Source organism: Streptococcus mitis (assembly GCF_000960005.1).
GTDB classification, from domain to species: Bacteria; Bacillota; Bacilli; order Lactobacillales; family Streptococcaceae; genus Streptococcus; species Streptococcus mitis_CK.
The window spans coordinates 82,112-107,143 of record NZ_JYGP01000002.1; the positions used below are offsets into that span (position 1 = coordinate 82,112).

General features: G+C 40.4%; 24 protein-coding genes. All 24 read left to right on the forward strand.

Annotated elements, in window-relative coordinates; all coding sequences use genetic code 11:
- Positions 1 to 6 precede the first annotated feature (6 nt).
- Positions 7 to 1,317 (forward strand): ribosome biogenesis GTPase Der, encoded by a 1,311-nt coding sequence (der, locus tag TZ90_RS01725; protein ID WP_001207696.1) that lies wholly within the window; start codon positions 7 to 9, stop codon positions 1,315 to 1,317.
- An 83-nt stretch (positions 1,318 to 1,400) separates the two neighbouring features.
- On the forward strand, positions 1,401 to 1,736 hold the full coding sequence (locus tag TZ90_RS01730; protein WP_045612523.1) for a hypothetical protein: 336 nt from the start codon (positions 1,401 to 1,403) through the stop codon (positions 1,734 to 1,736).
- A gap of 94 nt (positions 1,737 to 1,830) precedes the next feature.
- Positions 1,831 to 2,148, forward strand: a complete 318-nt coding sequence (locus TZ90_RS10470; protein ID WP_045611119.1) for a hypothetical protein — start codon at positions 1,831 to 1,833, stop codon at positions 2,146 to 2,148.
- Positions 2,149 to 2,180: 32 nt separating this feature from the next.
- Positions 2,181 to 2,468, forward strand: a complete 288-nt coding sequence (locus TZ90_RS01740; RefSeq protein ID WP_045611121.1) for a hypothetical protein — start codon at positions 2,181 to 2,183, stop codon at positions 2,466 to 2,468.
- Positions 2,469 to 2,613: 145 nt separating this feature from the next.
- Positions 2,614 to 5,127: a preprotein translocase subunit SecA gene (gene secA, locus TZ90_RS01745; protein ID WP_045611122.1), complete on the forward strand. Its 2,514-nt coding sequence runs from the start codon at positions 2,614 to 2,616 to the stop codon at positions 5,125 to 5,127.
- A gap of 80 nt (positions 5,128 to 5,207) precedes the next feature.
- Positions 5,208 to 6,239: a 3-deoxy-7-phosphoheptulonate synthase gene (locus TZ90_RS01750; RefSeq protein WP_045611124.1), complete on the forward strand. Its 1,032-nt coding sequence runs from the start codon at positions 5,208 to 5,210 to the stop codon at positions 6,237 to 6,239.
- 1 nt (position 6,240) lies between these two features.
- Positions 6,241 to 7,272, forward strand: a complete 1,032-nt coding sequence (locus TZ90_RS01755; protein ID WP_000864041.1) for a 3-deoxy-7-phosphoheptulonate synthase — start codon at positions 6,241 to 6,243, stop codon at positions 7,270 to 7,272.
- Between the two features lie 45 nt (positions 7,273 to 7,317).
- Positions 7,318 to 7,680, forward strand: a complete 363-nt coding sequence (gene acpS / locus TZ90_RS01760; protein ID WP_045612525.1) for a holo-ACP synthase — start codon at positions 7,318 to 7,320, stop codon at positions 7,678 to 7,680.
- A complete protein-coding gene (gene alr / locus TZ90_RS01765; RefSeq protein WP_045611125.1) occupies positions 7,670 to 8,773 on the forward strand; it encodes an alanine racemase in 1,104 nt (367 codons plus the stop codon). The genes acpS and alr overlap by 11 nt, the downstream gene beginning before the upstream one ends.
- A gap of 18 nt (positions 8,774 to 8,791) precedes the next feature.
- Positions 8,792 to 10,807 carry an ATP-dependent DNA helicase RecG gene (recG, locus tag TZ90_RS01770; RefSeq protein ID WP_045611127.1) on the forward strand — a complete coding sequence of 672 codons (2,016 nt, stop codon included), beginning with the start codon at positions 8,792 to 8,794 and terminating at the stop codon, positions 10,805 to 10,807.
- Positions 10,808 to 11,126: 319 nt separating this feature from the next.
- Entirely contained in the window at positions 11,127 to 12,107 is a 981-nt protein-coding gene (locus tag TZ90_RS01775; protein WP_045611129.1) for an acetylxylan esterase, read from the forward strand.
- A 501-nt stretch (positions 12,108 to 12,608) separates the two neighbouring features.
- Positions 12,609 to 13,061 carry a YhcH/YjgK/YiaL family protein gene (locus TZ90_RS01780; RefSeq protein ID WP_045611131.1) on the forward strand — a complete coding sequence of 151 codons (453 nt, stop codon included), beginning with the start codon at positions 12,609 to 12,611 and terminating at the stop codon, positions 13,059 to 13,061.
- Between the two features lie 18 nt (positions 13,062 to 13,079).
- Positions 13,080 to 14,417 (forward strand): ABC transporter substrate-binding protein, encoded by a 1,338-nt coding sequence (locus TZ90_RS01785; RefSeq protein ID WP_045611133.1) that lies wholly within the window; start codon positions 13,080 to 13,082, stop codon positions 14,415 to 14,417.
- A 78-nt stretch (positions 14,418 to 14,495) separates the two neighbouring features.
- Positions 14,496 to 15,380 (forward strand): carbohydrate ABC transporter permease, encoded by an 885-nt coding sequence (locus tag TZ90_RS01790; RefSeq protein WP_045611135.1) that lies wholly within the window; start codon positions 14,496 to 14,498, stop codon positions 15,378 to 15,380.
- Positions 15,380 to 16,213 carry a carbohydrate ABC transporter permease gene (locus TZ90_RS01795; protein ID WP_000730468.1) on the forward strand — a complete coding sequence of 278 codons (834 nt, stop codon included), beginning with the start codon at positions 15,380 to 15,382 and terminating at the stop codon, positions 16,211 to 16,213. Before TZ90_RS01790 ends, TZ90_RS01795 begins: the two co-directional genes overlap by 1 nt.
- Positions 16,214 to 16,254: 41 nt before the next feature.
- Positions 16,255 to 17,358, forward strand: coding sequence for a Gfo/Idh/MocA family protein (locus TZ90_RS01800; RefSeq protein ID WP_000241730.1), 1,104 nt, complete (start codon positions 16,255 to 16,257; stop codon positions 17,356 to 17,358).
- Between the two features lie 172 nt (positions 17,359 to 17,530).
- Positions 17,531 to 18,229 (forward strand): N-acetylmannosamine-6-phosphate 2-epimerase, encoded by a 699-nt coding sequence (locus tag TZ90_RS01805; RefSeq protein WP_001135679.1) that lies wholly within the window; start codon positions 17,531 to 17,533, stop codon positions 18,227 to 18,229.
- Positions 18,230 to 18,343: 114 nt separating this feature from the next.
- Positions 18,344 to 19,672, forward strand: a complete 1,329-nt coding sequence (locus TZ90_RS01810; RefSeq protein ID WP_045611137.1) for an ABC transporter substrate-binding protein — start codon at positions 18,344 to 18,346, stop codon at positions 19,670 to 19,672.
- 221 nt (positions 19,673 to 19,893) lie between these two features.
- Positions 19,894 to 20,760, forward strand: coding sequence for a carbohydrate ABC transporter permease (locus TZ90_RS01815; RefSeq protein WP_153198773.1), 867 nt, complete (start codon positions 19,894 to 19,896; stop codon positions 20,758 to 20,760).
- A 15-nt stretch (positions 20,761 to 20,775) separates the two neighbouring features.
- Positions 20,776 to 21,615: a carbohydrate ABC transporter permease gene (locus TZ90_RS01820; protein WP_001192120.1), complete on the forward strand. Its 840-nt coding sequence runs from the start codon at positions 20,776 to 20,778 to the stop codon at positions 21,613 to 21,615.
- Positions 21,616 to 21,886: 271 nt separating this feature from the next.
- Positions 21,887 to 22,339: a NanQ anomerase/TabA/YiaL family protein gene (locus TZ90_RS01825; protein WP_045611139.1), complete on the forward strand. Its 453-nt coding sequence runs from the start codon at positions 21,887 to 21,889 to the stop codon at positions 22,337 to 22,339.
- A gap of 19 nt (positions 22,340 to 22,358) precedes the next feature.
- On the forward strand, positions 22,359 to 23,003 hold the full coding sequence (locus TZ90_RS01830; protein ID WP_045611141.1) for a YesL family protein: 645 nt from the start codon (positions 22,359 to 22,361) through the stop codon (positions 23,001 to 23,003).
- 173 nt (positions 23,004 to 23,176) lie between these two features.
- On the forward strand, positions 23,177 to 24,094 hold the full coding sequence (locus TZ90_RS01835) for a dihydrodipicolinate synthase family protein (RefSeq protein WP_001281495.1): 918 nt from the start codon (positions 23,177 to 23,179) through the stop codon (positions 24,092 to 24,094).
- A 17-nt stretch (positions 24,095 to 24,111) separates the two neighbouring features.
- The gene (locus tag TZ90_RS01840; protein WP_045611144.1) at positions 24,112 to 24,996 is read left to right on the forward strand and encodes an ROK family protein; all 885 of its coding nucleotides are present in this window, start codon (positions 24,112 to 24,114) and stop codon (positions 24,994 to 24,996) included.
- Positions 24,997 to 25,032 lie beyond the last annotated feature (36 nt).

Genomic DNA, 25,032 nt, shown 5'->3' on the forward strand with positions numbered 1-25,032 from the left:
GAAATTATGGCCCTACCAACTATTGCCATTGTAGGACGTCCCAATGTTGGGAAATCAACCCTATTTAATCGGATCGCTGGTGAGCGAATCTCCATTGTAGAAGATGTCGAAGGAGTGACACGTGACCGTATCTATGCAACGGGTGAGTGGCTCAATCGTTCCTTTAGCATGATTGATACAGGAGGAATCGATGATGTCGATGCTCCTTTCATGGAACAAATCAAGCACCAGGCAGAAATTGCCATGGAAGAAGCAGATGTTATCGTCTTTGTCGTGTCTGGTAAGGAAGGAATTACCGATGCGGACGAATACGTAGCCCGTAAGCTTTATAAGACCCACAAACCAGTTATCCTCGCAGTGAACAAGGTGGACAACCCTGAGATGCGAAATGATATCTATGATTTCTATGCCCTCGGTTTGGGTGAACCACTGCCTATCTCATCTGTCCATGGGATTGGTACAGGGGATGTGCTAGATGCCATCGTAGAAAATCTTCCAAATGAATATGAGGAAGAAAATCCAGATGTCATTAAGTTTAGCTTGATTGGTCGTCCAAACGTTGGAAAGTCAAGTTTGATCAATGCTATCTTGGGAGAAGACCGTGTCATTGCTAGTCCTGTTGCTGGAACAACGCGTGACGCTATTGATACCCACTTTACAGATACAGATGGTCAAGAGTTTACCATGATTGATACGGCTGGTATGCGTAAATCTGGTAAGGTTTATGAAAATACTGAGAAATACTCAGTCATGCGTGCCATGCGTGCTATTGATCGTTCAGATGTGGTCTTGATGGTCATCAATGCGGAAGAAGGCATCCGTGAATACGACAAGCGTATCGCAGGATTTGCCCATGAAGCTGGTAAAGGGATGATTATCGTGGTCAACAAGTGGGATACACTTGAAAAAGACAATCACACTATGAAAAACTGGGAAGAAGATATCCGTGAGCAGTTCCAATATCTACCTTACGCACCGATTATCTTTGTATCTGCTTTGACCAAGCAACGTCTCCACAAACTGCCTGAGATGATCAAGCAAATCAGCGAAAGTCAAAACACACGTATTCCATCAGCTGTCTTGAACGATGTGATTATGGATGCCATTGCCATTAACCCAACACCAACAGATAAAGGAAAACGTCTTAAGATTTTCTATGCGACTCAAGTGGCAACTAAACCACCAACCTTTGTTATCTTTGTCAATGAAGAAGAACTCATGCACTTTTCTTACCTGCGTTTCTTGGAAAATCAAATCCGCAAGGCCTTTGTCTTTGAAGGAACACCAATCCATCTCATCGCAAGAAAACGTAAATAAAAAAGTAGAATCTGGAATGACATTTCCAGATTTTTTTGATAGAATGAAGTTGAAGAAAACGCTATCAAAAAGAGGTGTCTATGATGGAACATTTGTTTAAATTCTTACTTTTAGCACCTTACTTTTATTTTGATAACTGGATTGAAAAGGCCAACAGAAATAGTAAATTTTTCCCGATTTTTTACTATTTTTACTGGGTTTACATCCCCCTTTATTCTCTTTTTAGCCTTGCTTGGACAGTTGTTTCAGTTCTGTTTTTCAATATCGTCTTGAGAAATGTGACAGATATCAAGTTTTGGGTCATTTGGTTTCTTTTTATTCTGCTAGCTATTGGTCTGAATTGGTTAACTTATTCCTGTTTCAAAAAAATGTTTCGCCTGAGACGAGAACTAGGGAAGTCAAAAGGTGGAAGGCATTGATTTATATTGGTAATAACATTTAATAGAACGAAACTACAGAAAACAATTTCAAAGAGGAGGTGTCGATGATGAAACTGTCCTTAATTGGTTTCATTTGATACTCTTATTTCCTTGTTTATATTTTTTCTATTGGATAGACAATGCTGACAGAAACAGTAAAATTTTCCCCATCTTCTACTATTTTTACTGGATTTATATTTCCCTTTTAACTCTGTTTAGCATGGATATGACAATTTTTTCATTCTTATTTTTCCCTTTTGTTCTAGATTATGTATCAGATGCTAGTGATTGGGGTGTTTGGTTGCTTCTGATAGTCTTATCTCTAGGCAGTGACTGGTTAACCTATATCTTTTTCAAAAACATGTTTCGCTTGAGACGAGAACTAGGGAAGTCAAAAGGTGGAAGGTATTGATTTATATGGTTTTTATTGATAGGAGGTAGCTAATGACACGTCTAAAATCATTTATTACACAATATTCTAAATTCTATATTGGATTAGTTCTGCTGATCTGGCTGGCTTTCTTCTTTGTTCCTTGGGATAAACCAGTTCTGGGAATATCTATCAATCTCTTAATCATGCAGAAAGTTTTACTAGTTTTTGGAATTCTGTCGATTTTGATGGCCTTGCTGTCCAAGAAAGTCAGTCTCTTTGTTTTTGGACTTATCTGTTGTCTTTCTTTTTGGATAAATCTATTTATCCTATTTGCTATTTTGCCGATTTTTGGCAATTAAAGTATCATAAAAGTCAGAGAGGTTAGCTTGGAAACTAGCCTCTTTTTCCTTTTCAAAATGGGGATTCTTCCTTGAAAATAATCAGTAATTGTGCTAAAATTAAAAGAACATTCTAAAATATTCGGAATTTAAAGTAAGGAAAAACATGGCTAATATTTTAAAAACAATTATCGAAAATGATAAAGGAGAAATCCGTCGTCTGGAAAAGATGGCTGACAAGGTTTTCAAATACGAAGACCAAATGGCTGCTTTGACTGACGACCAACTAAAAGCAAAAACAGTTGAATTTAAAGAACGTTATCAAAATGGAGAATCACTAGATTCATTGCTTTATGAAGCATTTGCGGTTGTCCGTGAAGGTGCTAAACGTGTCCTAGGACTCTTCCCATATAAGGTTCAGGTAATGGGGGGAATCGTTCTTCACCATGGTGACGTGCCAGAGATGCGTACAGGGGAAGGGAAAACCTTGACTGCGACCATGCCCGTATACCTCAACGCCCTTTCAGGTAAAGGGGTTCACGTAGTTACGGTCAATGAATACCTATCAGAGCGTGACGCGACTGAGATGGGTGAATTGTACTCATGGCTTGGCTTGTCAGTAGGAATTAACTTGGCTGCCAAATCTCCAATGGAGAAAAAAGAAGCCTATGAGTGTGATATTACTTACTCAACCAACTCAGAAATCGGATTTGACTACCTTCGTGATAACATGGTCGTTCGTGCTGAAAACATGGTACAACGTCCGCTTAACTATGCCTTGGTCGATGAGGTTGACTCAATCTTGATTGACGAGGCCCGTACACCTTTGATTGTATCAGGTGCTAACGCAGTTGAAACCAGTCAGCTCTACCACATGGCAGACCACTATGTAAAATCTTTGGACAAAGACGACTACATCATCGATGTGCAGTCTAAGACTATTGGTTTGTCTGATTCAGGGATTGACAAGGCTGAAAGCTACTTCAAGCTTGAAAACCTTTATGACATTGAAAACGTAGCTCTGACTCACTTTATCGATAACGCCCTTCGTGCCAACTACATCATGCTTCTCGATATTGACTATGTGGTAAGCGAAGAGCAAGAAATTTTGATTGTCGACCAATTTACAGGTCGTACCATGGAAGGTCGTCGTTATTCTGATGGATTGCACCAAGCTATTGAAGCTAAAGAAGGTGTGCCAATTCAGGATGAAACCAAGACATCTGCCTCAATCACTTACCAAAATCTTTTCCGTATGTACAAGAAATTGTCTGGTATGACGGGTACAGGTAAGACTGAGGAAGAAGAATTCCGTGAAATCTACAACATTCGTGTTATTCCAATCCCAACAAACCGTCCTGTTCAACGTATTGACCACTCAGACCTTCTTTATGCAAGTATCGAGGCTAAGTTTAAGGCGGTTGTCGAAGACGTTAAGGCTCGTTACCAAAAAGGTCAGCCTGTCTTGGTTGGTACAGTAGCGGTTGAAACCAGTGACTACATTTCTAAGAAATTGGTCGCAGCTGGTGTTCCTCACGAAGTCTTGAATGCCAAAAACCACTATAAAGAAGCTCAAATCATCATGAATGCTGGTCAACGTGGTGCTGTTACCATTGCGACTAACATGGCCGGTCGTGGTACCGACATCAAGCTTGGTGAAGGAGTTCGTGAACTTGGAGGACTTTGTGTTATTGGTACAGAACGTCATGAAAGCCGTCGTATCGATAACCAGCTTCGTGGACGTTCAGGTCGTCAAGGAGACCCAGGTGAGTCACAATTCTACCTCTCTCTTGAAGATGACTTGATGAAACGTTTTGGTTCTGAACGTTTGAAGGGAATCTTTGAACGCTTGAATATGTCTGAGGAGGCCATTGAGTCTCGTATGTTGACACGTCAAGTTGAAGCGGCGCAAAAACGTGTCGAAGGAAATAACTACGATACCCGTAAACAAGTCCTTCAATACGATGACGTCATGCGTGAACAACGTGAAATTATCTACGCTCAACGTTACGACGTCATCACTGCAGATCGTGACTTGGCACCTGAAATTCAGGCTATGATTAAACGCACGATTGGTCGTGTCGTTGATGGTCATGCGCGTGCCAAACAAGATGAAAAACTAGAGGCAATTTTGAACTTTGCTAAGTACAACTTGCTTCCAGAAGATTCTATTACTATGGAAGACTTGTCAGGCTTGTCTGATAAGGCCATCAAGGAAGAGCTTTTCCAACGTGCCTTGCAAGTTTACGATAGTCAGGTTTCAAAACTACGCGATGAAGAAGCAGTTAAAGAATTCCAAAAAGTCTTGATTCTACGAGTGGTAGATAACAAGTGGACAGATCATATCGATGCCCTCGATCAATTGCGTAATGCGGTTGGACTTCGTGGCTATGCTCAGAACAACCCTGTTGTTGAGTATCAGGCAGAAGGTTTCCGTATGTTTAATGACATGATTGGTTCGATTGAGTTTGATGTGACACGCTTGATGATGAAAGCACAAATTCATGAACAAGAAAGACCACAAGCAGAACACCATATCAGTACAACAGCGACTCGTAATATCGCTGCCCACCAAGCAAATATGCCTGAAAATTTGGATTTGAGCCAGATTGGACGGAATGAACTTTGCCCATGTGGTTCTGGTAAGAAGTTTAAAAACTGTCACGGTAAAAGACAATAAAATGAGATAGTTTAGAGGCGGATACCTTGTGAAAAGTAAATTTTTACTTGGTATCCGTTTGCTTTATAAGGAGATGAGTTATGGTATTTACAGCAAAAAGTCCTAAAATTAATATTGAAGAAGTTCGTGCCTTATCAAAATTGGAAGGCCAAGCTTTGGAGAGAAAATCACAGCGTGATCAAGAGCTAGAAGCCATTATGCGTGGAGAAGACCAGAGAATTCTCTTGGTAATCGGACCGTGCTCATCTGATAATGAAGAAGCTGTCCTTGAGTACGCTAAACGTTTGGCAGCTTTACAAGAAGAAGTAGCAGACCGTATCTTTATGGTTATGCGTGTTTATACAGCCAAACCCCGTACCAACGGAGATGGCTATAAGGGCTTGATTCACCAGCCTAACACGGCAGAAGCGCCTAGTCTCATCAACGGAATCAAAGCCGTGCGCCATCTTCACTATCGTGTCATCACGGAAACAGGTATGACGACAGCTGACGAAATGCTTTATCCTGAAAATCTTCCGCTAGTGGATGATTTGATTTCTTACATGGCGGTTGGTGCTCGTTCAGTTGAAGACCAGCAACACCGCTTTGTGGCCAGTGGAGCAGATTTTGCGACTGGGTTTAAAAATCCAACATCTGGAAATCTCAATGTTATGTTTAATGGGATTTATGCTGCTCAAAACAAGCAAAGTTTCCTTTTCCTGGGAAAAGAAGTGGAAACAACTGGGAACCCGCTTTCGCACGCTATTCTTCGTGGAGCGATCAATGAGTATGGTAAGAATATTCCCAACTACTACTATGATAATTTGATGGATACCATTTCACAGTATGAGAAAATGAGCTTGGAAAATCCTTTTATCATTGTGGATACCAATCATGACAACTCTGGTAAGCAATATATGGACCAGATTCGAATTGTCCGTCAGACCTTGATTAACCGTGATTGGAATGAAAAAATCAAGCAGTACGTTCGTGGTTTTATGATTGAGTCTTATCTAGAAGACGGCCGTCAAAACGAACCGGAAGTATTTGGCAAGTCTATCACGGATCCTTGCCTGGGCTGGGATAATACGGAAGCCCTTGTCAGAGAAATCTACCAAACGCTAGGAGAATAAGATGGCATTTATTGAAAAAGGTCAAGAAATCGATATTGAAGCAATCAAAGCAGAAACCCAATTGTCTGCGGAAGCCTTGCGACTAAAGGAGCGCCGTGATAGAGAATTGGCAGATATTATTTCAGGAGAAGATGACCGGATCCTTTTGGTGATTGGTCCTTGCTCGTCTGACAATGAAGAGGCTGTCTTGGAATATGCCCGCCGTTTATCTGCCTTGCAAAAGAAGGTGGCGGACAAGATTTTTATGGTCATGCGTGTTTATACAGCTAAACCTCGCACCAACGGAGACGGCTATAAAGGTTTGGTTCACCAGCCAGATACTTCTAAGGCTCCGAGTCTGATTAACGGTTTGCAGGCTGTGCGCCAGTTGCACTACCGCGTGATTACAGAGACTGGTTTGACAACGGCAGATGAGATGCTTTATCCGTCAAATCTGGTCTTGGTAGATGATTTGGTCAGCTACCATGCTGTAGGAGCTCGTTCTGTGGAAGACCAAGAGCACCGCTTTGTGGCCTCGGGGATTGATGCACCGGTCGGGATGAAAAATCCAACCTCAGGAAATCTTGGTGTCATGTTTAATGGCATCTATGCTGCTCAAAATAAACAGACCTTCCTCTTTCATGGCCAAGAAGTTGAGACTTCAGGAAATCCTTTGGCCCACGTCATCCTTCGTGGAGCAGTTAATGAATATGGGAAAAATGAGCCTAATTTTTACTATGAAACCCTGCTAAATGCCATTGAGCGCTATGAAGCCATGGGACTTGAAAATCCCTTTATCCTCATTGATACCAACCATGATAACTCAGGCAAGCAATATATGGAGCAAATTCGGATTGTTCGCCAGACCTTGCAAAATCGTGACTGGAATGAGAAAATCAAAAAGACAGTTCGAGGCTTTATGATTGAATCCTACCTAGCAGATGGTCGTCAAAACCAACCAGAGGTCTTTGGTTGTTCTATTACCGACCCTTGCCTAGGTTGGGAAAATACAGAGGCCTTGGTAGAAGAGATTTACGCTACCTTGACAAAATAAGTGAAAAGGATGGAGTTGGGGGAATCTCAACTCCTTTTGATGAGAATGATAGTTGGACACGGAATTGACATTGAAGAATTGGCTTCTATAAAGAGCGCAGTTACACGACATGAAGGATTTGCTAAGCGCGTGCTGACCGCTAAGGAAATGGAACGGTTTAACAGTCTTAAAGGGCGCAGGCAGATTGAATATTTGGCTGGTCGCTGGTCGGCTAAAGAAGCCTTTTCTAAGGCGATAGGAACGGGTATTGGAAAGCTTGGTTTTCAGGATTTGGAAGTCTTGAATAATGAACGCGGGGCGCCTTATTTTAGTCAGACACCATTTTCAGGAAAGATTTGGCTGTCTATCAGCCATACAGATCAGTTTGTGACAGCCAGTGTCATTTTGGAGGAAAATCATGAAAGCTAGTCCACATAGACCAACCAAGGCTCTGATTCATCTGGGAGCTATTCTACAAAATATTCAGCAAATGGGGGCTCATATCCCTCAAGGAACGCTTAAATTTGCAGTAGTCAAGGCTAATGCCTATGGTCATGGAGCTGTTGCCGTTGCTAAGGCAATTCAAGATGATGTTGATGGCTTTTGCGTTTCGAATATTGATGAAGCCATTGAACTCAGACAGGCTGGACTCAGGAAGAAAATCCTCATTTTAGGAGTTTCTGAAATCGAAGCTGTTTCTCTTGCTAAAGAATATGATATCACTTTGACTGTGGCTGGACTGGAGTGGATTCAAGTACTCTTAGATAAGGAAGCTGATTTAGCTGGTTTGACAGTCCATCTCAAGATTGATTCAGGAATGGGACGGATTGGTTTTAGAGAGGCCGGTGAGGCTGAGCAGGCTCAAGACTTACTTAAAGAACACGGTGCTGGTGTTGAAGGGATTTTTACCCACTTTGCGACTGCAGATGAGGAATCAGATACCTACTTTAATGAACAGTTAGAGCGGTTTAAAACTATTTTGGCCAGTATGAAAGGTCTTCCAGAGCTGATACATGCCAGCAATTCGGCAACGACTCTTTGGCATGCAGAGACTATTTTTAACGCGGTTCGTTTGGGAGATGCCATGTATGGTCTTAATCCTAGCGGAGAGGTTTTGGACTTGCCTTATGACTTGACTCCGGCCTTGACCTTGGAGTCTGCTCTGGTTCATGTCAAGACAGTTTCAGCTGGAGCTTGCATGGGCTATGGAGCGACCTATCAGGCAGACAGCGAGCAAATCATTGCGACAGTTCCAATCGGCTATGCGGATGGTTGGACACGAGACATGCAGAATTTTTCTGTCTTGGTAGATGGACAAGCTTGTCCAATCGTTGGGCGGGTTTCCATGGACCAAATCACCATTCGTCTGCCCAAGCTTTATCCCATAGGAACAAAGGTAACCTTAATTGGTTCCAACGGAGGCAAGGAAATCACAGCTACTCAGGTAGCTACCTACCGCGGAACTATTAACTATGAGGTAGTTTGTCTCCTCAGCGACCGCATTCCGAGAGAATATTATTAGAAAAGAAAGGAGTGGAGCATGAATTTACATCAACCCTTGCATGTCTTACCTGGTGTGGGACCAAAGTCAGCAGAAAAATACGCCAAACTAGGAATCGAAAACTTGCAAGACCTCTTGCTCTACTTTCCTTTCCGTTATGAAGACTTTAAGACCAAGCAGGTGCTGGAGCTAGAAGACGGTGAAAAGGCGGTTCTTTCTGGTCAAGTCGTGACTCCTGCCAGTGTCCAGTATTATGGTTTCAAACGCAATCGCTTACGTTTTAGTCTCAAGCAGGGAGAAGTCGTTTTTGCGGTGAATTTCTTTAACCAGCCCTATCTAGCTGATAAGATAGAGTTGGGAGCAACTCTTGCCGTTTTTGGAAAATGGGACCGAGCCAAGGCTAGTCTGACAGGGATGAAGGTCCTAGCTCAGGTGGAAGATGACCTCCAACCTGTCTATCGTCTGGCTCAGGGAATCAGTCAGGCCAGTCTGGTCAAGGTTATCAAGACGGCCTTTGATCAGGGACTGGACCTCTTGATAGAGGAAAATCTTCCCCAGTCTTTGCTGGATAAATATAAACTCATGTCCCGTTGTCAGGCCGTTCGTGCTATGCATTTTCCTAAGGATTTGGCAGAATACAAGCAGGCCCTTCGCCGTATCAAGTTTGAGGAACTCTTTTACTTCCAAATGCAGTTGCAGACGCTCAAGTCTGAAAATAGAGTTCAGGGAAGCGGCCTGATTCTGAACTGGTCTCAGGAAAAAGTGACAGCAGTTAAAGAAAGTCTTCCTTTTGCCCTGACTCCAGCTCAGGAAAAGAGTTTGCAGGAAATTTTGACAGACATGAAGTCGGACCACCACATGAATCGTCTCTTGCAAGGGGATGTGGGGAGTGGAAAAACAGTTGTCGCTGGCTTGGTCATGTTTGCGGCGGTGACGGCTGGCTACCAAGCAGCCCTCATGGTACCAACAGAAATCCTTGCAGAGCAACACTTTGAGAGTTTACAGAGTCTCTTTCCAGACTTGAAACTGGCTCTCTTGACAGGTTCTTTGAAAGTTGCAGAAAAGAGAGAAGTCTTGGAGACTATTGCCAAGGGTGAGGCTGATTTGATTATCGGAACTCACGCTCTGATTCAGGATGGGGTGGATTATGCTCGCCTTGGCTTGATTATTATCGATGAGCAGCACCGTTTTGGCGTGGGGCAAAGGCGTATTTTACGAGAAAAAGGCGACAATCCTGACGTCCTCATGATGACGGCGACTCCCATTCCACGGACGCTTGCTATCACAGCATTTGGAGATATGGATGTTTCCATTATTGACCAGATGCCAGCAGGGCGGAAGCCTATTGTGACACGTTGGATCAAGCATGAGCAACTACCACAGGTCTTGACTTGGTTAGAGGGGGAAATTCAAAAAGGTTCCCAAGCCTATGTCATCTCTCCCTTGATTGAAGAATCAGAAGCTCTGGATTTGAAAAATGCTATTGCTTTATCTGAGGAGTTGACGGCTCATTTTGCAGGTAAGGCAGAAGTGGCTCTTCTACATGGTAAGATGAAGAGTGACGAAAAAGACCAGATTATGCAGGAGTTCAAAGAGAGAAAAACGGATATTCTAGTTTCGACGACAGTTATCGAGGTCGGGGTTAACGTTCCAAATGCGACCGTCATGATTATCATGGATGCCGATCGCTTCGGGCTCAGCCAGCTTCACCAGCTCAGAGGTCGTGTTGGTCGGGGAGATAAGCAGTCTTATGCAGTTCTCGTTGCCAATCCCAAGACGGATTCTGGGAAAGACCGCATGCGCATCATGACAGAAACGACTAATGGATTTGTCCTGGCCGAAGAAGATTTGAAAATGCGTGGTTCAGGTGAAATTTTTGGAACCAGACAGTCAGGTCTTCCAGAGTTCCAAGTAGCTGATATTATCGAAGATTTTCCGATTTTAGAAGAAGCTAGAAAAGTTGCTAGTTACATTAGTTCTATTGAAGGCTGGCAAGAGGATCCAGAGTGGCGCATGATTGCCCTTCATCTGGAAAAGAAAGAACATCTAGATTAAGCTTTCTCTAAGGAAATCTTAAGCTAGCTTTCAGGTTTGGCCCTTATACTAGAGTCATCAAAAAGAAACGAGGACTCTCACATGACAGTAACGATTAAAGTAAATTACCAAACCACTTTCCAAAAGAAAGAAGCAAAAAATTAAGATTAAGCAGAAGAAGAAAGAGCGAAAATGCTCTTTTTTTGTTTTTAAAATTACTTTCAGTCGATAGGCTTGAAGGAAAAAGCTAAATTCACTTTCTATTTACCCTTCTTTCTTGCAATGCTTTTCTAGATATGCTACAGTTGTGGTAGCGATTACAAAAATGAAGGAGCATGCTATGAAAAATCCAGCTTTGTTAGAAGAAATCAAGACTTATAAAGGACGGGATGAGGTTCCAGAAGACTTTGATGTTTTCTGGGATGGGGAAGTAAAAAAAGTTTCTACTCTTCCAGCCTACCAGTTGGAGGAAAGAGATTTCCATATTTCTCAAGTCAAGTGCTATGAGTTAACATTTGAAGGAACCAATGAAGGCAAGGTCTATGCACGAGTAGTTCTTCCAAAGAGTGAGGAGAAGGTTCCGATAATCTTCCATTTCCATGGTTATATGGGACGTGGCTGGGACTGGGCCGACATGCTGGCCTTCACCGTGGCTGGTTACGGTGTTGTTTCCATGGATGTGCGGGGACAGTCAGGTTATTCACAGGAAGGTTTGCGTTCTCCTCTAGGAAATACGGTTAAGGGACATATTATCCGTGGGGCTGTGGAAGGTCGGGAGCACCTCTTTTATAAGGATGTTTATCTGGACATTTACCAGTTGGTTGAAATTATTGCTAGTCTGCCTCAGGTGGATGAGAATCGACTTTCAAGCTATGGTGCCTCGCAAGGAGGGGCTCTAGCCTTGGTTGCTGCGGCACTCAATCCTCGAATTGAGAAAACTGTTGCCATCTATCCTTTCTTGTCAGACTTCAGACGAGTGCTTGAGATTGGTAATACTAGCGAGGCTTACGACGAACTTTTCCGTTATTTCAAGTTTCACGACCCCTTCCATGAAACTGAGGAGGAAATCATGGCGACCCTTGCCTATATTGATGTGAAAAATCTTGCCCATCGTATCAAGGGTGAGGTTAAGATGATTACGGGCTTGGACGATGATGTTTGCTACCCTATTACCCAGTTTGCGATTTACAATCGGCTGACCTGCGATAAGGCCTATCGTATCATGCCTGAGTATGCTCACGAAGCCATGAATGTCTTTGTCAATGACCAAGTCTACAACTGGCTCTGTGGCAGTGCGATTCCTTTTAAATATCTAAAATAAGGGGTTGACTCTAGGAACAAAATCTTAAAAATCACAAACACGCATAGTATCAGGTATTGACTAACCTTGATATTATGCGTTTTATTGTGGGAAGATAGTAGATTGAAATAAGATGCGAACAAATCTGTTAAGAAAGTCAATTTAATTTCTAGCAATGTTTTAGAAGTCGTAGCGTACTATTCTAACTTCAACATACTATATCTACTTCATTTTATCCTGAAATTGAGTTTTCCACTTTCTTCTTTTTTCTGTTTCTTAATTTGTGCACTCGAAACAAGTATTGCAAGAAATCTACTTATTTTTGAAAGTACTTTTAATATAGTTGACATAGTTAAAAAGGTTTGAAACTAAATTCCAAATTAGAAAAAGAGTTGAAATGCTAAAAAAAAAAAGTATACTCTATTTGAAAACGCTAACAAAACTAATTTAGAGAATGAAATGTAGAGTATTTCTCTCTTAAAAAGTTATTGGTGAAACTAGATGTAGAAAGGAGGATACGGTATGATTATTACAAAAATTAGTCGTTTAGAAACTTATGTGGGAGTAAATCCACATTTTGAAACATTAATAGATTTTCTAGAAAAAACAGGACTAGAAAATTTAACAGAAGGTCCGATTGATATTGATGGAGATCGATTGTTTGGGAATTGCTTTACTTATCTAGCAGATGGTCAAGCAGGGGCTTTCTTTGAAACACACCAAAAATATTTGGATATTCATTTAGTTTTGGAAAACGAAGAAGCCATGGCTGTTACGTCGCCGGAAAATGTAAGCGTTACCCAAAAATATGATGAAGAAAAAGATATTGAATTATACACAGGGAAAGTGGAACAGTTAGTTCATTTGAGAGCTGGCGAATGCCTCATCACTTTTCCAGAAGATTTACATCAACCGAAGGTTCGTATAAATGATGAACCTGTGAAAAAAGTTGTCTTTAAAGTTGCGATTTCTTAATGTAGAAAGGGAAGAACAATGAAAAAAATGAGAAAGTTTTTATGTTTAGCTGGAGTTGCGCTAGCAGCCGTTGCCTTGGTAGCTTGTTCAGGAAAGAAAGAAGCTACAACTAGTACTGAACCACCGACAGAATTATCTGGTGAGATTACAATGTGGCACTCCTTTACTCAAGGACCACGTTTAGAAAGTATTCAAAAATCAGCAGATGCTTTCATGCAAAAGCATCCAAAAACGAAAATCAAGATTGAAACATTCTCTTGGAATGACTTCTATACTAAATGGACTACAGGTTTAGCAAATGGAAATGTGCCAGATATCAGTACAGCTCTTCCTAACCAAGTAATGGAAATGGTCAACTCAGATGCTTTGGTTCCGCTAAACGATTCTATCAAGCGTATTGGACAGGATAAATTTAACGAAACAGCTTTAAATGAAGCAAAAATCGGAGATGATTACTACTCTGTTCCTCTTTATTCACATGCACAAGTGATGTGGGTTAGAACAGATTTGTTAAAAGAACATAAAATTGAGGTTCCTAAAACTTGGGACCAACTCTATGAAGCTTCTAAAAAATTGAAAGAAGCTGGAGTTTATGGCTTGTCTGTTCCGTTTGGAACAAATGACTTAATGGCAACACGTTTCTTGAACTTCTATGTTCGTAGTGGTGGTGGAAGTCTCTTGACAAAAGATCTTAAAGCAGATTTGACAAGTCAACTTGCTCAAGATGGTATTAAATACTGGGTTAAAATGTATAAAGAAATTTCACCTCAAGATTCTTTGAACTTTAATGTCCTTCAACAAGCTACCTTGTTCTATCAAGGAAAAACAGCATTTGACTTTAACTCTGGCTTCCATATTGGAGGAATTAATGCCAACAGTCCTCAATTGATTGATTCGATTGATGCTTATCCTATTCCAAAAATCAAAGAATCTGATAAAGACCAAGGAATTGAAACCTCAAACATTCCAATGGTTGTTTGGAAAAATTCAAAACACCCAGAAGTTGCTAAAGCATTCTTAGAATCACTTTATAATGAAGAAGACTACGTTAAATTCCTTGATTCAACTCCAGTAGGTATGTTGCCAACTATTAAGGGTATTAGCGATTCTGCAGCCTATAAAGAAAATGAAACTCGTAAGAAATTTAAACATGCTGAAGAAGTAATTACTGAAGCTGTTAAAAAAGGTACTGCTATTGGTTATGAAAATGGACCAAGTGTACAAGCTGGTATGTTGACTAACCAACACATTATTGAACAAATGTTCCAAGATATCATTTCAAATGGAACAGATCCTATGAAAGCAGCAAAAGAAGCAGAAAAACAACTAAACGATTTATTTGAGGCTGCTCAGTAGATGTAAAAGACTAGAAAATAGGTGGGCTAGTGAGCTGAAAAGCCCTAGCCCAATATTGTAAAAGAAGGGAGAAGGAGAATGGTTAAAGAACGTAATTTAACTCGCTGGATATTTGTTTTGCCAGCTCTGATTATCGTAGGATTACTCTTTGTTTATCCGTTTTTCTCGAGTATTTTTTATAGCTTTACCAATAAGCATTTGATTATGCCTAATTATAAATTTGTTGGTTTAGCTAACTATAAAGCTGTGCTATCAGATCCCAACTTCTTTAATGCGTTCTTTAATTCAATTAAGTGGACCGTTTTCTCATTAGTTGGTCAAGTTTTAGTAGGGTTTGTATTGGCTTTAGCTCTTCACAGAGTACGCCACTTCAAGAAATTATATAGGACCTTATTGATTGTTCCTTGGGCATTTCCTACCATCGTTATTGCCTTTTCTTGGCAGTGGATTCTAAACGGGGTTTATGGCTACTTACCTAATCTAATCGTAAAATTAGGTTTAATGGAACATACGCCTGCATTTTTGACAGATAGTACATGGGCATTCCTATGTTTGGTGTTTATCAACATTTGGTTTGGAGCGCCGATGATTATGGTTAATGTACTTTCAGCTTTGCAAACAGTACCCGAAGAACAATTTGAGGCTGCTAAGATAGATGGTGCTTCAAGTTGGCAAGTGTTCAAATTTATCGTCTTTCCACATATTAAAGTGGTTGTAGGGCTTCTAGTTGTTTTGAGAACTGTATGGATCTTTAATAACTTTGACATTATCTACCTAATTACTGGTGGTGGACCAGCCAATGCTACAACGACGCTTCCAATTTTTGCTTACAACCTAGGGTGGGGAACTAAATTGTTGGGTCGTGCTTCAGCAGTTACAGTATTGCTCTTTATCTTCTTGGTGGCGATTTGCTTTATCTACTTTGCTATCATCAGTAAGTGGGAAAAGGAGGGTAGAAAATAATGAAGAAGAAATCCAGTATTTATTTAGATATTCTCTCACATGTACTCTTGATAGGTGCGACCATTGTTGCAATTTTCCCATTGGTATGGATTATCATATCGTCTGTCAAGGGGAAAGGGGAATTAACTCAGTATCCAACACGATTTTGGCCTGAACAATTTACATTAGATTATTTTACACATGTTATCAACGATTTGCACTTTATTGATAATATTCGAAACAGTTTAATCATTGCCTTAGCTACAACTGTTATTGCGATTATTATTTCTGCTATGGCAGCCTACGGTATTGTTCGATTCTTCCCTAAATTGGGAGCAATCATGTCGAGACTACTCGTTATTACCTACATTTTCCCACCAATTTTGTTAGCAATTCCCTATTCAATTGCCATTGCTAAAGTTGGATTAACAAATAGTTTATTTGGCTTGATGATGGTTTATCTATCTTTTAGTGTTCCATATGCAGTTTGGCTCTTAGTTGGATTTTTCCAAACAGTTCCAATTGGAATTGAAGAAGCAGCTAGAATTGATGGTGCAAATAAATTTGTTACTTTTTATAAAGTTGTACTACCGATTGTAGCACCAGGTATTGTAGCAACAGCTATTTATACATTTATCAATGCTTGGAATGAATTCCTGTATGCTTTGATTTTGATTAACAATACAGGAAAGATGACAGTAGCAGTAGCTCTTCGTTCACTTAATGGTTCAGAAATACTAGACTGGGGAGATATGATGGCAGCATCTGTTATTGTAGTTCTTCCATCAATCATTTTCTTCTCTATCATCCAAAATAAAATTGCAAGTGGATTATCAGAAGGATCTGTAAAATAAGTTAAAATTAGAAAGTTTATTCAATAATAAAGGAGAAAAACATGGTTAAATATGGTGTTGTTGGAACAGGATATTTTGGGGCTGAGTTAGCTCGTTATATGCAAAAGAATGATGGAGCAGAGATTACTCTTCTCTATGATCCAGATAATGCAGAAGCAATTGCAGAAGAATTGGGAGCAAAAGTAGCAAGCTCCTTAGATGATTTGGTTTCTAGCGATGAAGTAGATTGTGTTATTGTCGCAACTCCAAATAATCTTCATAAAGAACCAGTTATTAAGGCTGCACAACATGGCAAAAATGTTTTCTGTGAAAAACCTATTGCACTTTCCTATCAAGATTGTCGCGAGATGGTCGATGCATGTAAAGAAAATAATGTAACCTTTATGGCAGGACATATTATGAACTTCTTTAATGGTGTCCATCATGCAAAAGAACTAATTAATCAAGGAGTCATTGGAGACGTTCTATACTGTCACACAGCTCGTAATGGTTGGGAAGAACAACAACCATCAGTATCATGGAAAAAAATCCGTGAAAAATCAGGTGGTCACTTGTATCACCACATCCATGAATTGGATTGTGTGCAATTTCTTATGGGTGGTATGCCTGAAACTGTAACCATGACAGGTGGAAATGTAGCCCATGAAGGTGAAAATTTCGGTGATGAAGATGATATGATTTTTGTCAATATGGAATTTTCTAATAAGCGTTTTGCCTTGTTAGAATGGGGTTCAGCTTATCGTTGGGGTGAACATTATGTTTTGATTCAAGGAACGAAAGGTGCTATCCGCTTAGACTTATTCAACTGTAAAGGAACTCTTAAGCTAGATGGACAAGAAAGTTATTTCTTGATTCATGAATCGCAAGAAGAAGATGATGATCGGACTCGTATCTATCATAGTACAGAGATGGACGGAGCAATTGCTTATGGTAAACCAGGTAAACGTACTCCATTATGGTTATCATCTGTCATTGACAAAGAAATGCGCTATCTGCATGAGATTATGCAAGGAGCTCCAGTATCAGAAGAATTTGCAAAATTGTTGACAGGTGAAGCGGCTCTAGAAGCAATTGCTACTGCAGATGCTTGTACAAAATCTATGTTTGAAGATCGTAAAGTAAAACTGTCTGAAGTTGTACAATAAACATTGGTATTCTCCTAAAAAAATTCAAACAGGCCTGCTGAAAGTACTTTCAGCAGGCTTGTTTGAATTAAATAACTTTTGAAACTGAAATCTATTATACTACAAAGTGTTGAAAGCGCTTTTAAAATAATATATAATAAACCCATAAGAACAAAGAAAAGGAGGAAAGAGGATGCCACAGATTACTAAAGAAGCCTTGATTGCCCAAATCAAAGATGGAATCATCGTTTCTTGTCAGGCCCTTCCTCACGAACCGCTTTATACAGAAGCGGGAGGAGTCATTCCCTTGCTGGTCAAAGCGGCTGAGCAAGGTGGAGCAGTCGGTATCCGAGCAAATAGTGTTCGCGATATCAAGGAAATCAAGGAGGTTACTAACCTTCCAATCATTGGGATAATTAAACGAGATTATCCACCGCAAGAACCCTTCATCACTGCTACGATGAAAGAAGTTGATGAATTGGCAGAACTGGACATAGAAGTGATTGCTCTGGATTGTACCAAGCGTGAACGCTATGATGGTTTGGAGATCCAAGAGTTCATTCGTCAGGTTAAGGAGAAATATCCTAACCAGCTCTTGATGGCTGATACAAGTACTTTCGAAGAAGGATTGGCAGCTGTTGAAGCAGGAATTGACTTTGTCGGAACAACCTTATCAGGATACACATCTTACAGTCCAAAAGTGGATGGTCCCGATTTTGAATTAATTAAAAAACTCTGTGATGCCGGTGTAGATGTCATTGCAGAAGGGAAAATTCATACACCAGAACAAGCCAAACAAATCCTGGGATATGGAGTGCGAGGCATCGTTGTAGGTGGCGCTATTACTAGACCAAAAGAGATTACAGAACGCTTCGTTGCTGGTCTTAAATAACACAATTTAAAAACAGAGGAGAGTGGTGGATGCGTCGGATGAAATGAAAACGTATACAAATGCAATCTTACTCATTATCCAATATGGATACGCTTATCAATTAGGAGAATACAAATGAAATTTAGAAAACTAGCTTGTACAGTACTTGCGGGTGCTGCGGTTCTTGGCCTTGCTGCATGTGGTAATTCTGGTGGTAGCAAAGATGCTGCTAAATCAGGTGGAGATGGCGCTAAAACAGAAATCACTTGGTGGGCATTCCCAGTCTTCACTCAAGAAAAAACTGGTGACGGTGTTGGAACATATGAAAAATCAATCATCGAAGCTTTTGAAAAAGCAAATCCAGATGTAAAAGTGAAATTGGAAACCATCGACTTCAAGTCTGGTCCTGAAAAAATCACAACAGCTATCGAAGCAGGGACAGCTCCAGACGTACTTTTTGACGCACCAGGACGTATCATCCAATACGGTAAAAACGGTAAATTGGCTGAGTTGAACGATCTCTTCACAGACGAATTTGTTAAAGATGTTAACAATGAAAACATTGTACAAGCAAGTAAAGCTGGAGACAAAGCTTACATGTATCCAATCAGTTCAGCACCATTCTATATGGCTATGAACAAGAAAATGTTGGAAGAGGCTGGAGTTGCAAACCTTGTAAAAGAAGGTTGGACAACTGATGATTTTGAAAAAGTTTTGAAAGCGCTTAAAGACAAAGGCTACACACCAGGTTCATTGTTCAGTTCTGGTCAAGGGGGAGACCAAGGAACACGTGCCTTCATCTCAAACCTTTACGGCGGTTCTGTAACAGATAAAGATGTTACAAAATATACAACTGATGATCCTAAATTCGTCAAAGGTCTTGAAAAAGCAGCTGGCTGGATTAAAGACGGTTTGTTGAACAATGGTTCACAATTTGACGGTGGAGCAGATATCCAAAACTTTGCCAACGGTCAAACATCTTACACAATCCTTTGGGCACCAGCTCAAAACGGTATCCAAGCTAAACTCTTGGAAGCAAGTAAAGTAGAAGTGGTAGAAGTGCCATTCCCATCAGATTCAGGTAAACCAGCTCTTGAATACCTTGTAAACGGATTTGCAGTATTCAACAACAAAGACGACAAGAAAGTTGCAGCATCTAAGAAATTCGTTCAATTCATCGCGGATGACAAAGAATGGGGTCCAAAAGACGTTGTTCGTACAGGTGCCTTCCCAGTTCGTACTTCATTTGGCAAACTTTATGAAGACAAACGTATGGAAACAATCAGTGGTTGGACTAAATACTACTCACCATACTACAACACTATCAATGGTTTTGCTGAAATGAGAACACTTTGGTTCCCAATGTTGCAATCTGTATCAAATGGTGACGAAAAACCAGCGGATGCTTTGAAAGCCTTCACTGAAAAAGCTAACGAAACAATTAAAAAAGCTACAAAACAATAAGCACTAAATCAGATTGACTCCTCCCTTTTCCCTGTGCATAGTCTATGTAAGAAAAGGGAGGATTTTGTTTGAAATGTAAGGAACTGTCACGAAATTAAAATGAAGTTCTTACATAAGCGAATCTTAAAAAATTTCATTTTGATTTTAAAACAGTTCAAGAAAATCCAAAATATTTTATTTGTGAAAGAGAGGTGCCGACTGTGAAAGTCAATAAAATTCGTATGCGGGAAACAGTGATTTCCTACGCTTTCCTAGCACCAGTATTATTCTTCTTTGTCATCTTTGTATTGGCTCCTATGATTATGGGATTCATTACAAGTTTCTTTAACTACTCAATGACTAAATTTGAGTTTGTAGGCTTGGACAACTATGTTCGCATGTTTAAAGACCCTGTCTTTATGAAGTCTTTGATCAATACTGTGATTCTGGTTATTGGATCTGTACCAGTTGTTGTTCTATTCTCACTCTTTGTAGCATCTCAGACCTATCATCAAAATGCCATTGCCAGATCTTTCTACCGTTTCGTCTTCTTCCTTCCTGTTGTAACAGGTAGTGTTGCCGTAACAGTTGTTTGGAAATGGATTTATGACCCACTATCAGGGATTCTAAACTTTGTCCTTAAGTCAAGCCACATCATCAGCCAAAACATTTCTTGGTTGGGAGATAAAAACTGGGCTTTGATGGCGATTATGATTATCCTTTTGACTACATCTGTTGGTCAGCCGATTATCCTTTATATCGCAGCGATGGGAAATATCGACAATTCATTGGTTGAAGCAGCTCGAGTTGACGGTGCAACTGAATTGCAAGTGTTCTGGAAGATTAAATGGCCTAGCCTCCTTCCAACAACACTTTACATCGCAATCATTACAACAATCAACTCATTCCAGTGTTTCGCCTTGATTCAGTTGTTGACATCTGGTGGTCCAAACTACTCAACAAGTACACTTATGTACTACCTTTACGAAAAAGCCTTCCAATTGACAGAATACGGCTATGCAAACACTATCGGCGTCTTCTTGGCAGTGATGATCGCTATCGTAAGCTTTGTTCAATTTAAAGTACTTGGAAACGACGTAGAATATTAAAGAAAGGAGACAGCTATGCAATCTACACAAAAGAAACCTTTAACAGCTTTCACTGTTATTTCAACTATTATCTTGCTCTTGTTGACCGTGCTGTTCATCTTTCCGTTCTACTGGATTTTGACAGGTGCCTTCAAGTCACAACCTGATACAATCGTTATTCCACCACAGTGGTTCCCTAAAATGCCAACCATGGAAAACTTCCAACAACTTATGGTGCAAAACCCTGCCTTGCAGTGGATGTGGAACTCAGTATTTATCTCACTTGTAACTATGTTTTTGGTCTGTGCAACCTCTTCTCTAGCAGGTTATGTATTGGCTAAAAAACGTTTCTATGGTCAGCGTATTCTCTTTGCCATCTTTATCGCTGCCATGGCACTTCCAAAACAAGTTGTCCTTGTACCATTGGTACGTATCGTCAACTTCATGGGAATCCATGATACACTTTGGGCAGTTATCTTGCCTTTGATTGGATGGCCATTCGGGGTCTTCCTCATGAAACAGTTCAGTGAGAATATCCCTACAGAGTTGCTTGAGTCAGCTAAAATCGACGGTTGTGGTGAGATTCGTACTTTCTGGAGCGTAGCCTTCCCAATTGTGAAACCAGGATTTGCAGCCCTTGCAATCTTTACCTTCATCAATACATGGAACGACTACTTCATGCAGTTGGTTATGTTGACTTCACGTCAAAACTTGACCATCTCACTCGGGGTTGCAACTATGCAAGCTGAAATGGCAACCAACTATGGTTTGATCATGGCAGGTGCCGCTCTTGCAGCAGTTCCAATCGTAACAGTCTTCCTAGTCTTCCAAAAATCCTTCACTCAGGGTATTACTATGGGAGCGGTCAAAGGTTAATACTCTGCGAAAATTGAATTCAAACTACGTCAGCGTCACCTTGCCATACTTAAGTATTGCCTGCGGTTAGCTTCCTAGTTTGTTCTTCAATTTTCATTGAGTATAGGAAAATCAATCTATCAAGATACAGAAATATATTTTATAGATTTAGAGAATATAGAGTTATAAGTGTCTACAAAATGTTGGGTATTTGCTTACCTTAGATATTTTGTTAGACACTTATCAACTTAATTTATGATTTTAGTTAACTATCAGAAACGAAGGAAAGAGTATGATTTTTGACGATTTGAAAAACATCACCTTTTACAAAGGAATTCATCCCAATCTAGACAAGGCTATCGACTATCTCTACCAGCACCGTAAAGATTCATTTGAATTAGGTAAGTATGAGATTGACGGTGATAAGGTCTTTCTAGTTGTTCAGGAAAATGTCCTCAATCAAGCTGAAAATGATCAATTTGAGCATCATAAAAACTATGCAGATTTGCATTTGCTGGTAGAAGGACATGAATATTCGAGCTACGGTTCACGTATCAAAGACGAGGCAGTAGCATTCGACGAAGCTAGTGACATTGGCTTTGTGCATTGTCATGAAAAATACCCACTCTTGTTGGGTTATCACAATTTTGCGATTTTCTTTCCAGGAGAACCACACCAGCCAAATGGCTATGCAGGTATGGAACAGAAGGTTCGCAAATATCTCTTTAAAATTTTGATTGACTAAAAAATAAGGAGGAGCAAATATGGCACAAAAAGGAGTAAGCCTTATCAAGGCAGCATTTGATACAGATAACTTTCTCATGCGTTTTAGTGAGAAGGTCTTGGATATCGTGACAGCCAATCTTCTTTTTGTCGTCTCTTGTTTGCCCATCGTGACGATTGGAGTGGCTAAAATTAGCCTCTACGAGACTATGTTTGAGATTAAGAAGAGCAGACGTGTGCCTGTCTTTAGAATCTATTTAAGAGCTTTCAAGCAAAATCTGAAGCTAGGTCTTCAGTTAGGTCTGCTTGAGTTGGGCATTGTTTCATTAAGCATTCTAGATCTTTATCTCTTTTGGGGTCAGACAGCTATGCCTTTCCAAATGGTGAAAGCTATTTGTCTAGGCGTTCTTATCTTCCTCACTATCGTGATGTTGGCTAGCTATCCCATAGCTGCGCGCTATGATTTAACTTGGAAAGAAGTGCTGCAAAAAGGACTTATCTTGGCAAGTTTTAACTTTCCTTGGTTCTTCCTCATGTTAGCTATTCTCTTTCTTATTGTGATGGTTCTTTATCTGTCCGCCTTCAGTTTACTTTTAGGTGGCTCAGCCTTCCTGCTTTTTGGATTTGGACTCTTGGTCTTTATCCAGACTGGATTGATGGAGAAAATTTTCGCAAAATACCAATAGGATGGCTTGTCTATGAAACTACTTTCAAGCCATAAACATTTCAAAATTCATATCGAAACTAAAATCTAAGTGTACACAAGATATTGAAAGCGTTTTTCATAAGGTGTATACTAAAAACGTAAAGAATAAATCCCTGCTTTTAGCAGAAAAAAAGAAATCTTAGGAGAAAATCTATGTCAGATTTAAAAAAATACGAAGGTGTCATTCCAGCCTTCTACGCATGTTATGATGATCAAGGAGAAGTAAGTCCAGAGCGTACGCGTGCCTTGGTTCAATACTTCATTGATAAAGGTGTTCAAGGTCTTTATGTCAATGGTTCTTCTGGTGAATGTATCTACCAAAGCGTTGAAGATCGCAAGTTAATTTTGGAAGAAGTCATGGCGGTAGCCAAAGGTAAATTGACTATTATTGCCCACGTTGCTTGCAATAATACTAAAGATAGTATGGAACTTGCTCGTCATGCTGAAAGCTTGGGTGTAGATGCCATTGCAACGATTCCACCAATTTATTTCCGCTTGCCAGAATACTCAGTTGCTAAATACTGGAACGATATCAGTTCTGCAGCTCCAAACACAGACTACGTGATTTACAACATTCCTCAATTGGCAGGGGTTGCTTTGACTCCAAGCCTTTACACAGAAATGTTGAAAAATCCTCGTGTTATCGGTGTTAAGAACTCTTCTATGCCAGTTCAAGATATCCAAACCTTTGTCAGTCTTGGTGGGGAAGACCACATCGTCTTTAATGGTCCAGATGAACAGTTCCTAGGTGGCCGTCTCATGGGTGCTAAGGCTGGTATCGGTGGTACTTATGGTGCGATGCCAGAACTCTTCTTGAAACTCAATCAGTTAATTGCTGACAAAGACTTAGAAACAGCGCGTGAATTGCAATACGCTATCAATGCAATCATTGGTAAATTGACTGCTGCACATGGAAATATGTATGGTGTGATTAAGGAAGTCTTGAAGATTAATGAAGGACTGAACATTGGTTCTGTTCGTTCACCATTGACACCAGTGACTGAAGAAGATCGTCCAGTTGTAGAAGCAGCTGCAGCCTTGATTCGTGAAACCAAGGAGCGCTTCCTCTAATCCATAAGGAGGTATTTATGACACACTATGTTGCAATTGATATCGGTGGAACCAACATCAAATATGGTTTGATCGACCAAGAAGGCCAACTTGTTGAATCGCATGAAATGCCAACAGAGGCGCATAAAGGTGGACCTCATATCTTACAAAAAACCAAAGATATCGTAGCCAGCTATTTAGAAAAGGGCCCAGTAGCAGGTGTTGCTATTTCTTCTGCAGGAATGGTGGATCCTGATAAGGGTGAGATTTTCTACGCTGGTCCTCAAATCCCTAACTACGCAGGAACCCAGTTCAAAAAGGAAATCGAAGAAAGCTTTACTATTCCTTGTGAGATTGAAAATGATGTCAACTGTGCAGGTCTTGCTGAGGCAGTATCTGGTTCAGGCAAGGGAGCGAGTGTGACACTTTGCTTGACCATTGGAACCGGTATCGGTGGTTGCTTGATTATGGATGGGAAAGTCTTCCATGGTTTTAGCAATTCAGCCTGCGAAGTCGGTTATATGCATATGCAGGATGGAGATTTCCAAGACTTGGCCTCTACGACAGCCTTGGTGGAGTATGTAGCAGCAGGTCATGGAGATCCAGTTGACCAGTGGAATGGTCGACGTATCTTTAAGGAAGCCACTGAAGGAAACAAGATTTGTATGGCTGGTATTGACCGTATGGTAGACTATCTAGGAAAAGGTCTGGCAAATATTTGCTACGTTGCCAATCCAGAAGTGGTCATTCTCGGTGGCGGTATCATGGGGCAAGAGGCTATCCTCAAGCCTAAAATTCGAAAAGCTTTGAAAGATGCCTTGGTGCCAAGCCTAGCTGAAAAAACACGATTAGAATTTGCCCATCATCAAAATACAGCAGGTATGTTGGGTGCTTATTATCACTTTAAAACAAAACAATCCTAGTTTGGCTCAGCCAAACTAGGATTTTTATTCATCACT

Coding starts and splice junctions, on each gene's coding strand:
- der (WP_001207696.1), top strand. CDS start 7: ATGGCCCTACCAACTATTGCCATTGTAGGACGTCCCAATGTTGGGAAA.
- TZ90_RS01730 (WP_045612523.1), top strand. CDS start 1,401: ATGGAACATTTGTTTAAATTCTTACTTTTAGCACCTTACTTTTATTTT.
- TZ90_RS01740 (WP_045611121.1), top strand. CDS start 2,181: ATGACACGTCTAAAATCATTTATTACACAATATTCTAAATTCTATATT.
- secA (WP_045611122.1), top strand. CDS start 2,614: ATGGCTAATATTTTAAAAACAATTATCGAAAATGATAAAGGAGAAATC.
- TZ90_RS01750 (WP_045611124.1), top strand. CDS start 5,208: ATGGTATTTACAGCAAAAAGTCCTAAAATTAATATTGAAGAAGTTCGT.
- TZ90_RS01755 (WP_000864041.1), top strand. CDS start 6,241: ATGGCATTTATTGAAAAAGGTCAAGAAATCGATATTGAAGCAATCAAA.
- acpS (WP_045612525.1), top strand. CDS start 7,318: ATGATAGTTGGACACGGAATTGACATTGAAGAATTGGCTTCTATAAAG.
- alr (WP_045611125.1), top strand. CDS start 7,670: ATGAAAGCTAGTCCACATAGACCAACCAAGGCTCTGATTCATCTGGGA.
- recG (WP_045611127.1), top strand. CDS start 8,792: ATGAATTTACATCAACCCTTGCATGTCTTACCTGGTGTGGGACCAAAG.
- TZ90_RS01775 (WP_045611129.1), top strand. CDS start 11,127: ATGAAAAATCCAGCTTTGTTAGAAGAAATCAAGACTTATAAAGGACGG.
- TZ90_RS01780 (WP_045611131.1), top strand. CDS start 12,609: ATGATTATTACAAAAATTAGTCGTTTAGAAACTTATGTGGGAGTAAAT.
- TZ90_RS01785 (WP_045611133.1), top strand. CDS start 13,080: ATGAAAAAAATGAGAAAGTTTTTATGTTTAGCTGGAGTTGCGCTAGCA.
- TZ90_RS01790 (WP_045611135.1), top strand. CDS start 14,496: ATGGTTAAAGAACGTAATTTAACTCGCTGGATATTTGTTTTGCCAGCT.
- TZ90_RS01795 (WP_000730468.1), top strand. CDS start 15,380: ATGAAGAAGAAATCCAGTATTTATTTAGATATTCTCTCACATGTACTC.
- TZ90_RS01800 (WP_000241730.1), top strand. CDS start 16,255: ATGGTTAAATATGGTGTTGTTGGAACAGGATATTTTGGGGCTGAGTTA.
- TZ90_RS01805 (WP_001135679.1), top strand. CDS start 17,531: ATGCCACAGATTACTAAAGAAGCCTTGATTGCCCAAATCAAAGATGGA.
- TZ90_RS01810 (WP_045611137.1), top strand. CDS start 18,344: ATGAAATTTAGAAAACTAGCTTGTACAGTACTTGCGGGTGCTGCGGTT.
- TZ90_RS01815 (WP_153198773.1), top strand. CDS start 19,894: ATGCGGGAAACAGTGATTTCCTACGCTTTCCTAGCACCAGTATTATTC.
- TZ90_RS01820 (WP_001192120.1), top strand. CDS start 20,776: ATGCAATCTACACAAAAGAAACCTTTAACAGCTTTCACTGTTATTTCA.
- TZ90_RS01825 (WP_045611139.1), top strand. CDS start 21,887: ATGATTTTTGACGATTTGAAAAACATCACCTTTTACAAAGGAATTCAT.
- TZ90_RS01830 (WP_045611141.1), top strand. CDS start 22,359: ATGGCACAAAAAGGAGTAAGCCTTATCAAGGCAGCATTTGATACAGAT.
- TZ90_RS01835 (WP_001281495.1), top strand. CDS start 23,177: ATGTCAGATTTAAAAAAATACGAAGGTGTCATTCCAGCCTTCTACGCA.
- TZ90_RS01840 (WP_045611144.1), top strand. CDS start 24,112: ATGACACACTATGTTGCAATTGATATCGGTGGAACCAACATCAAATAT.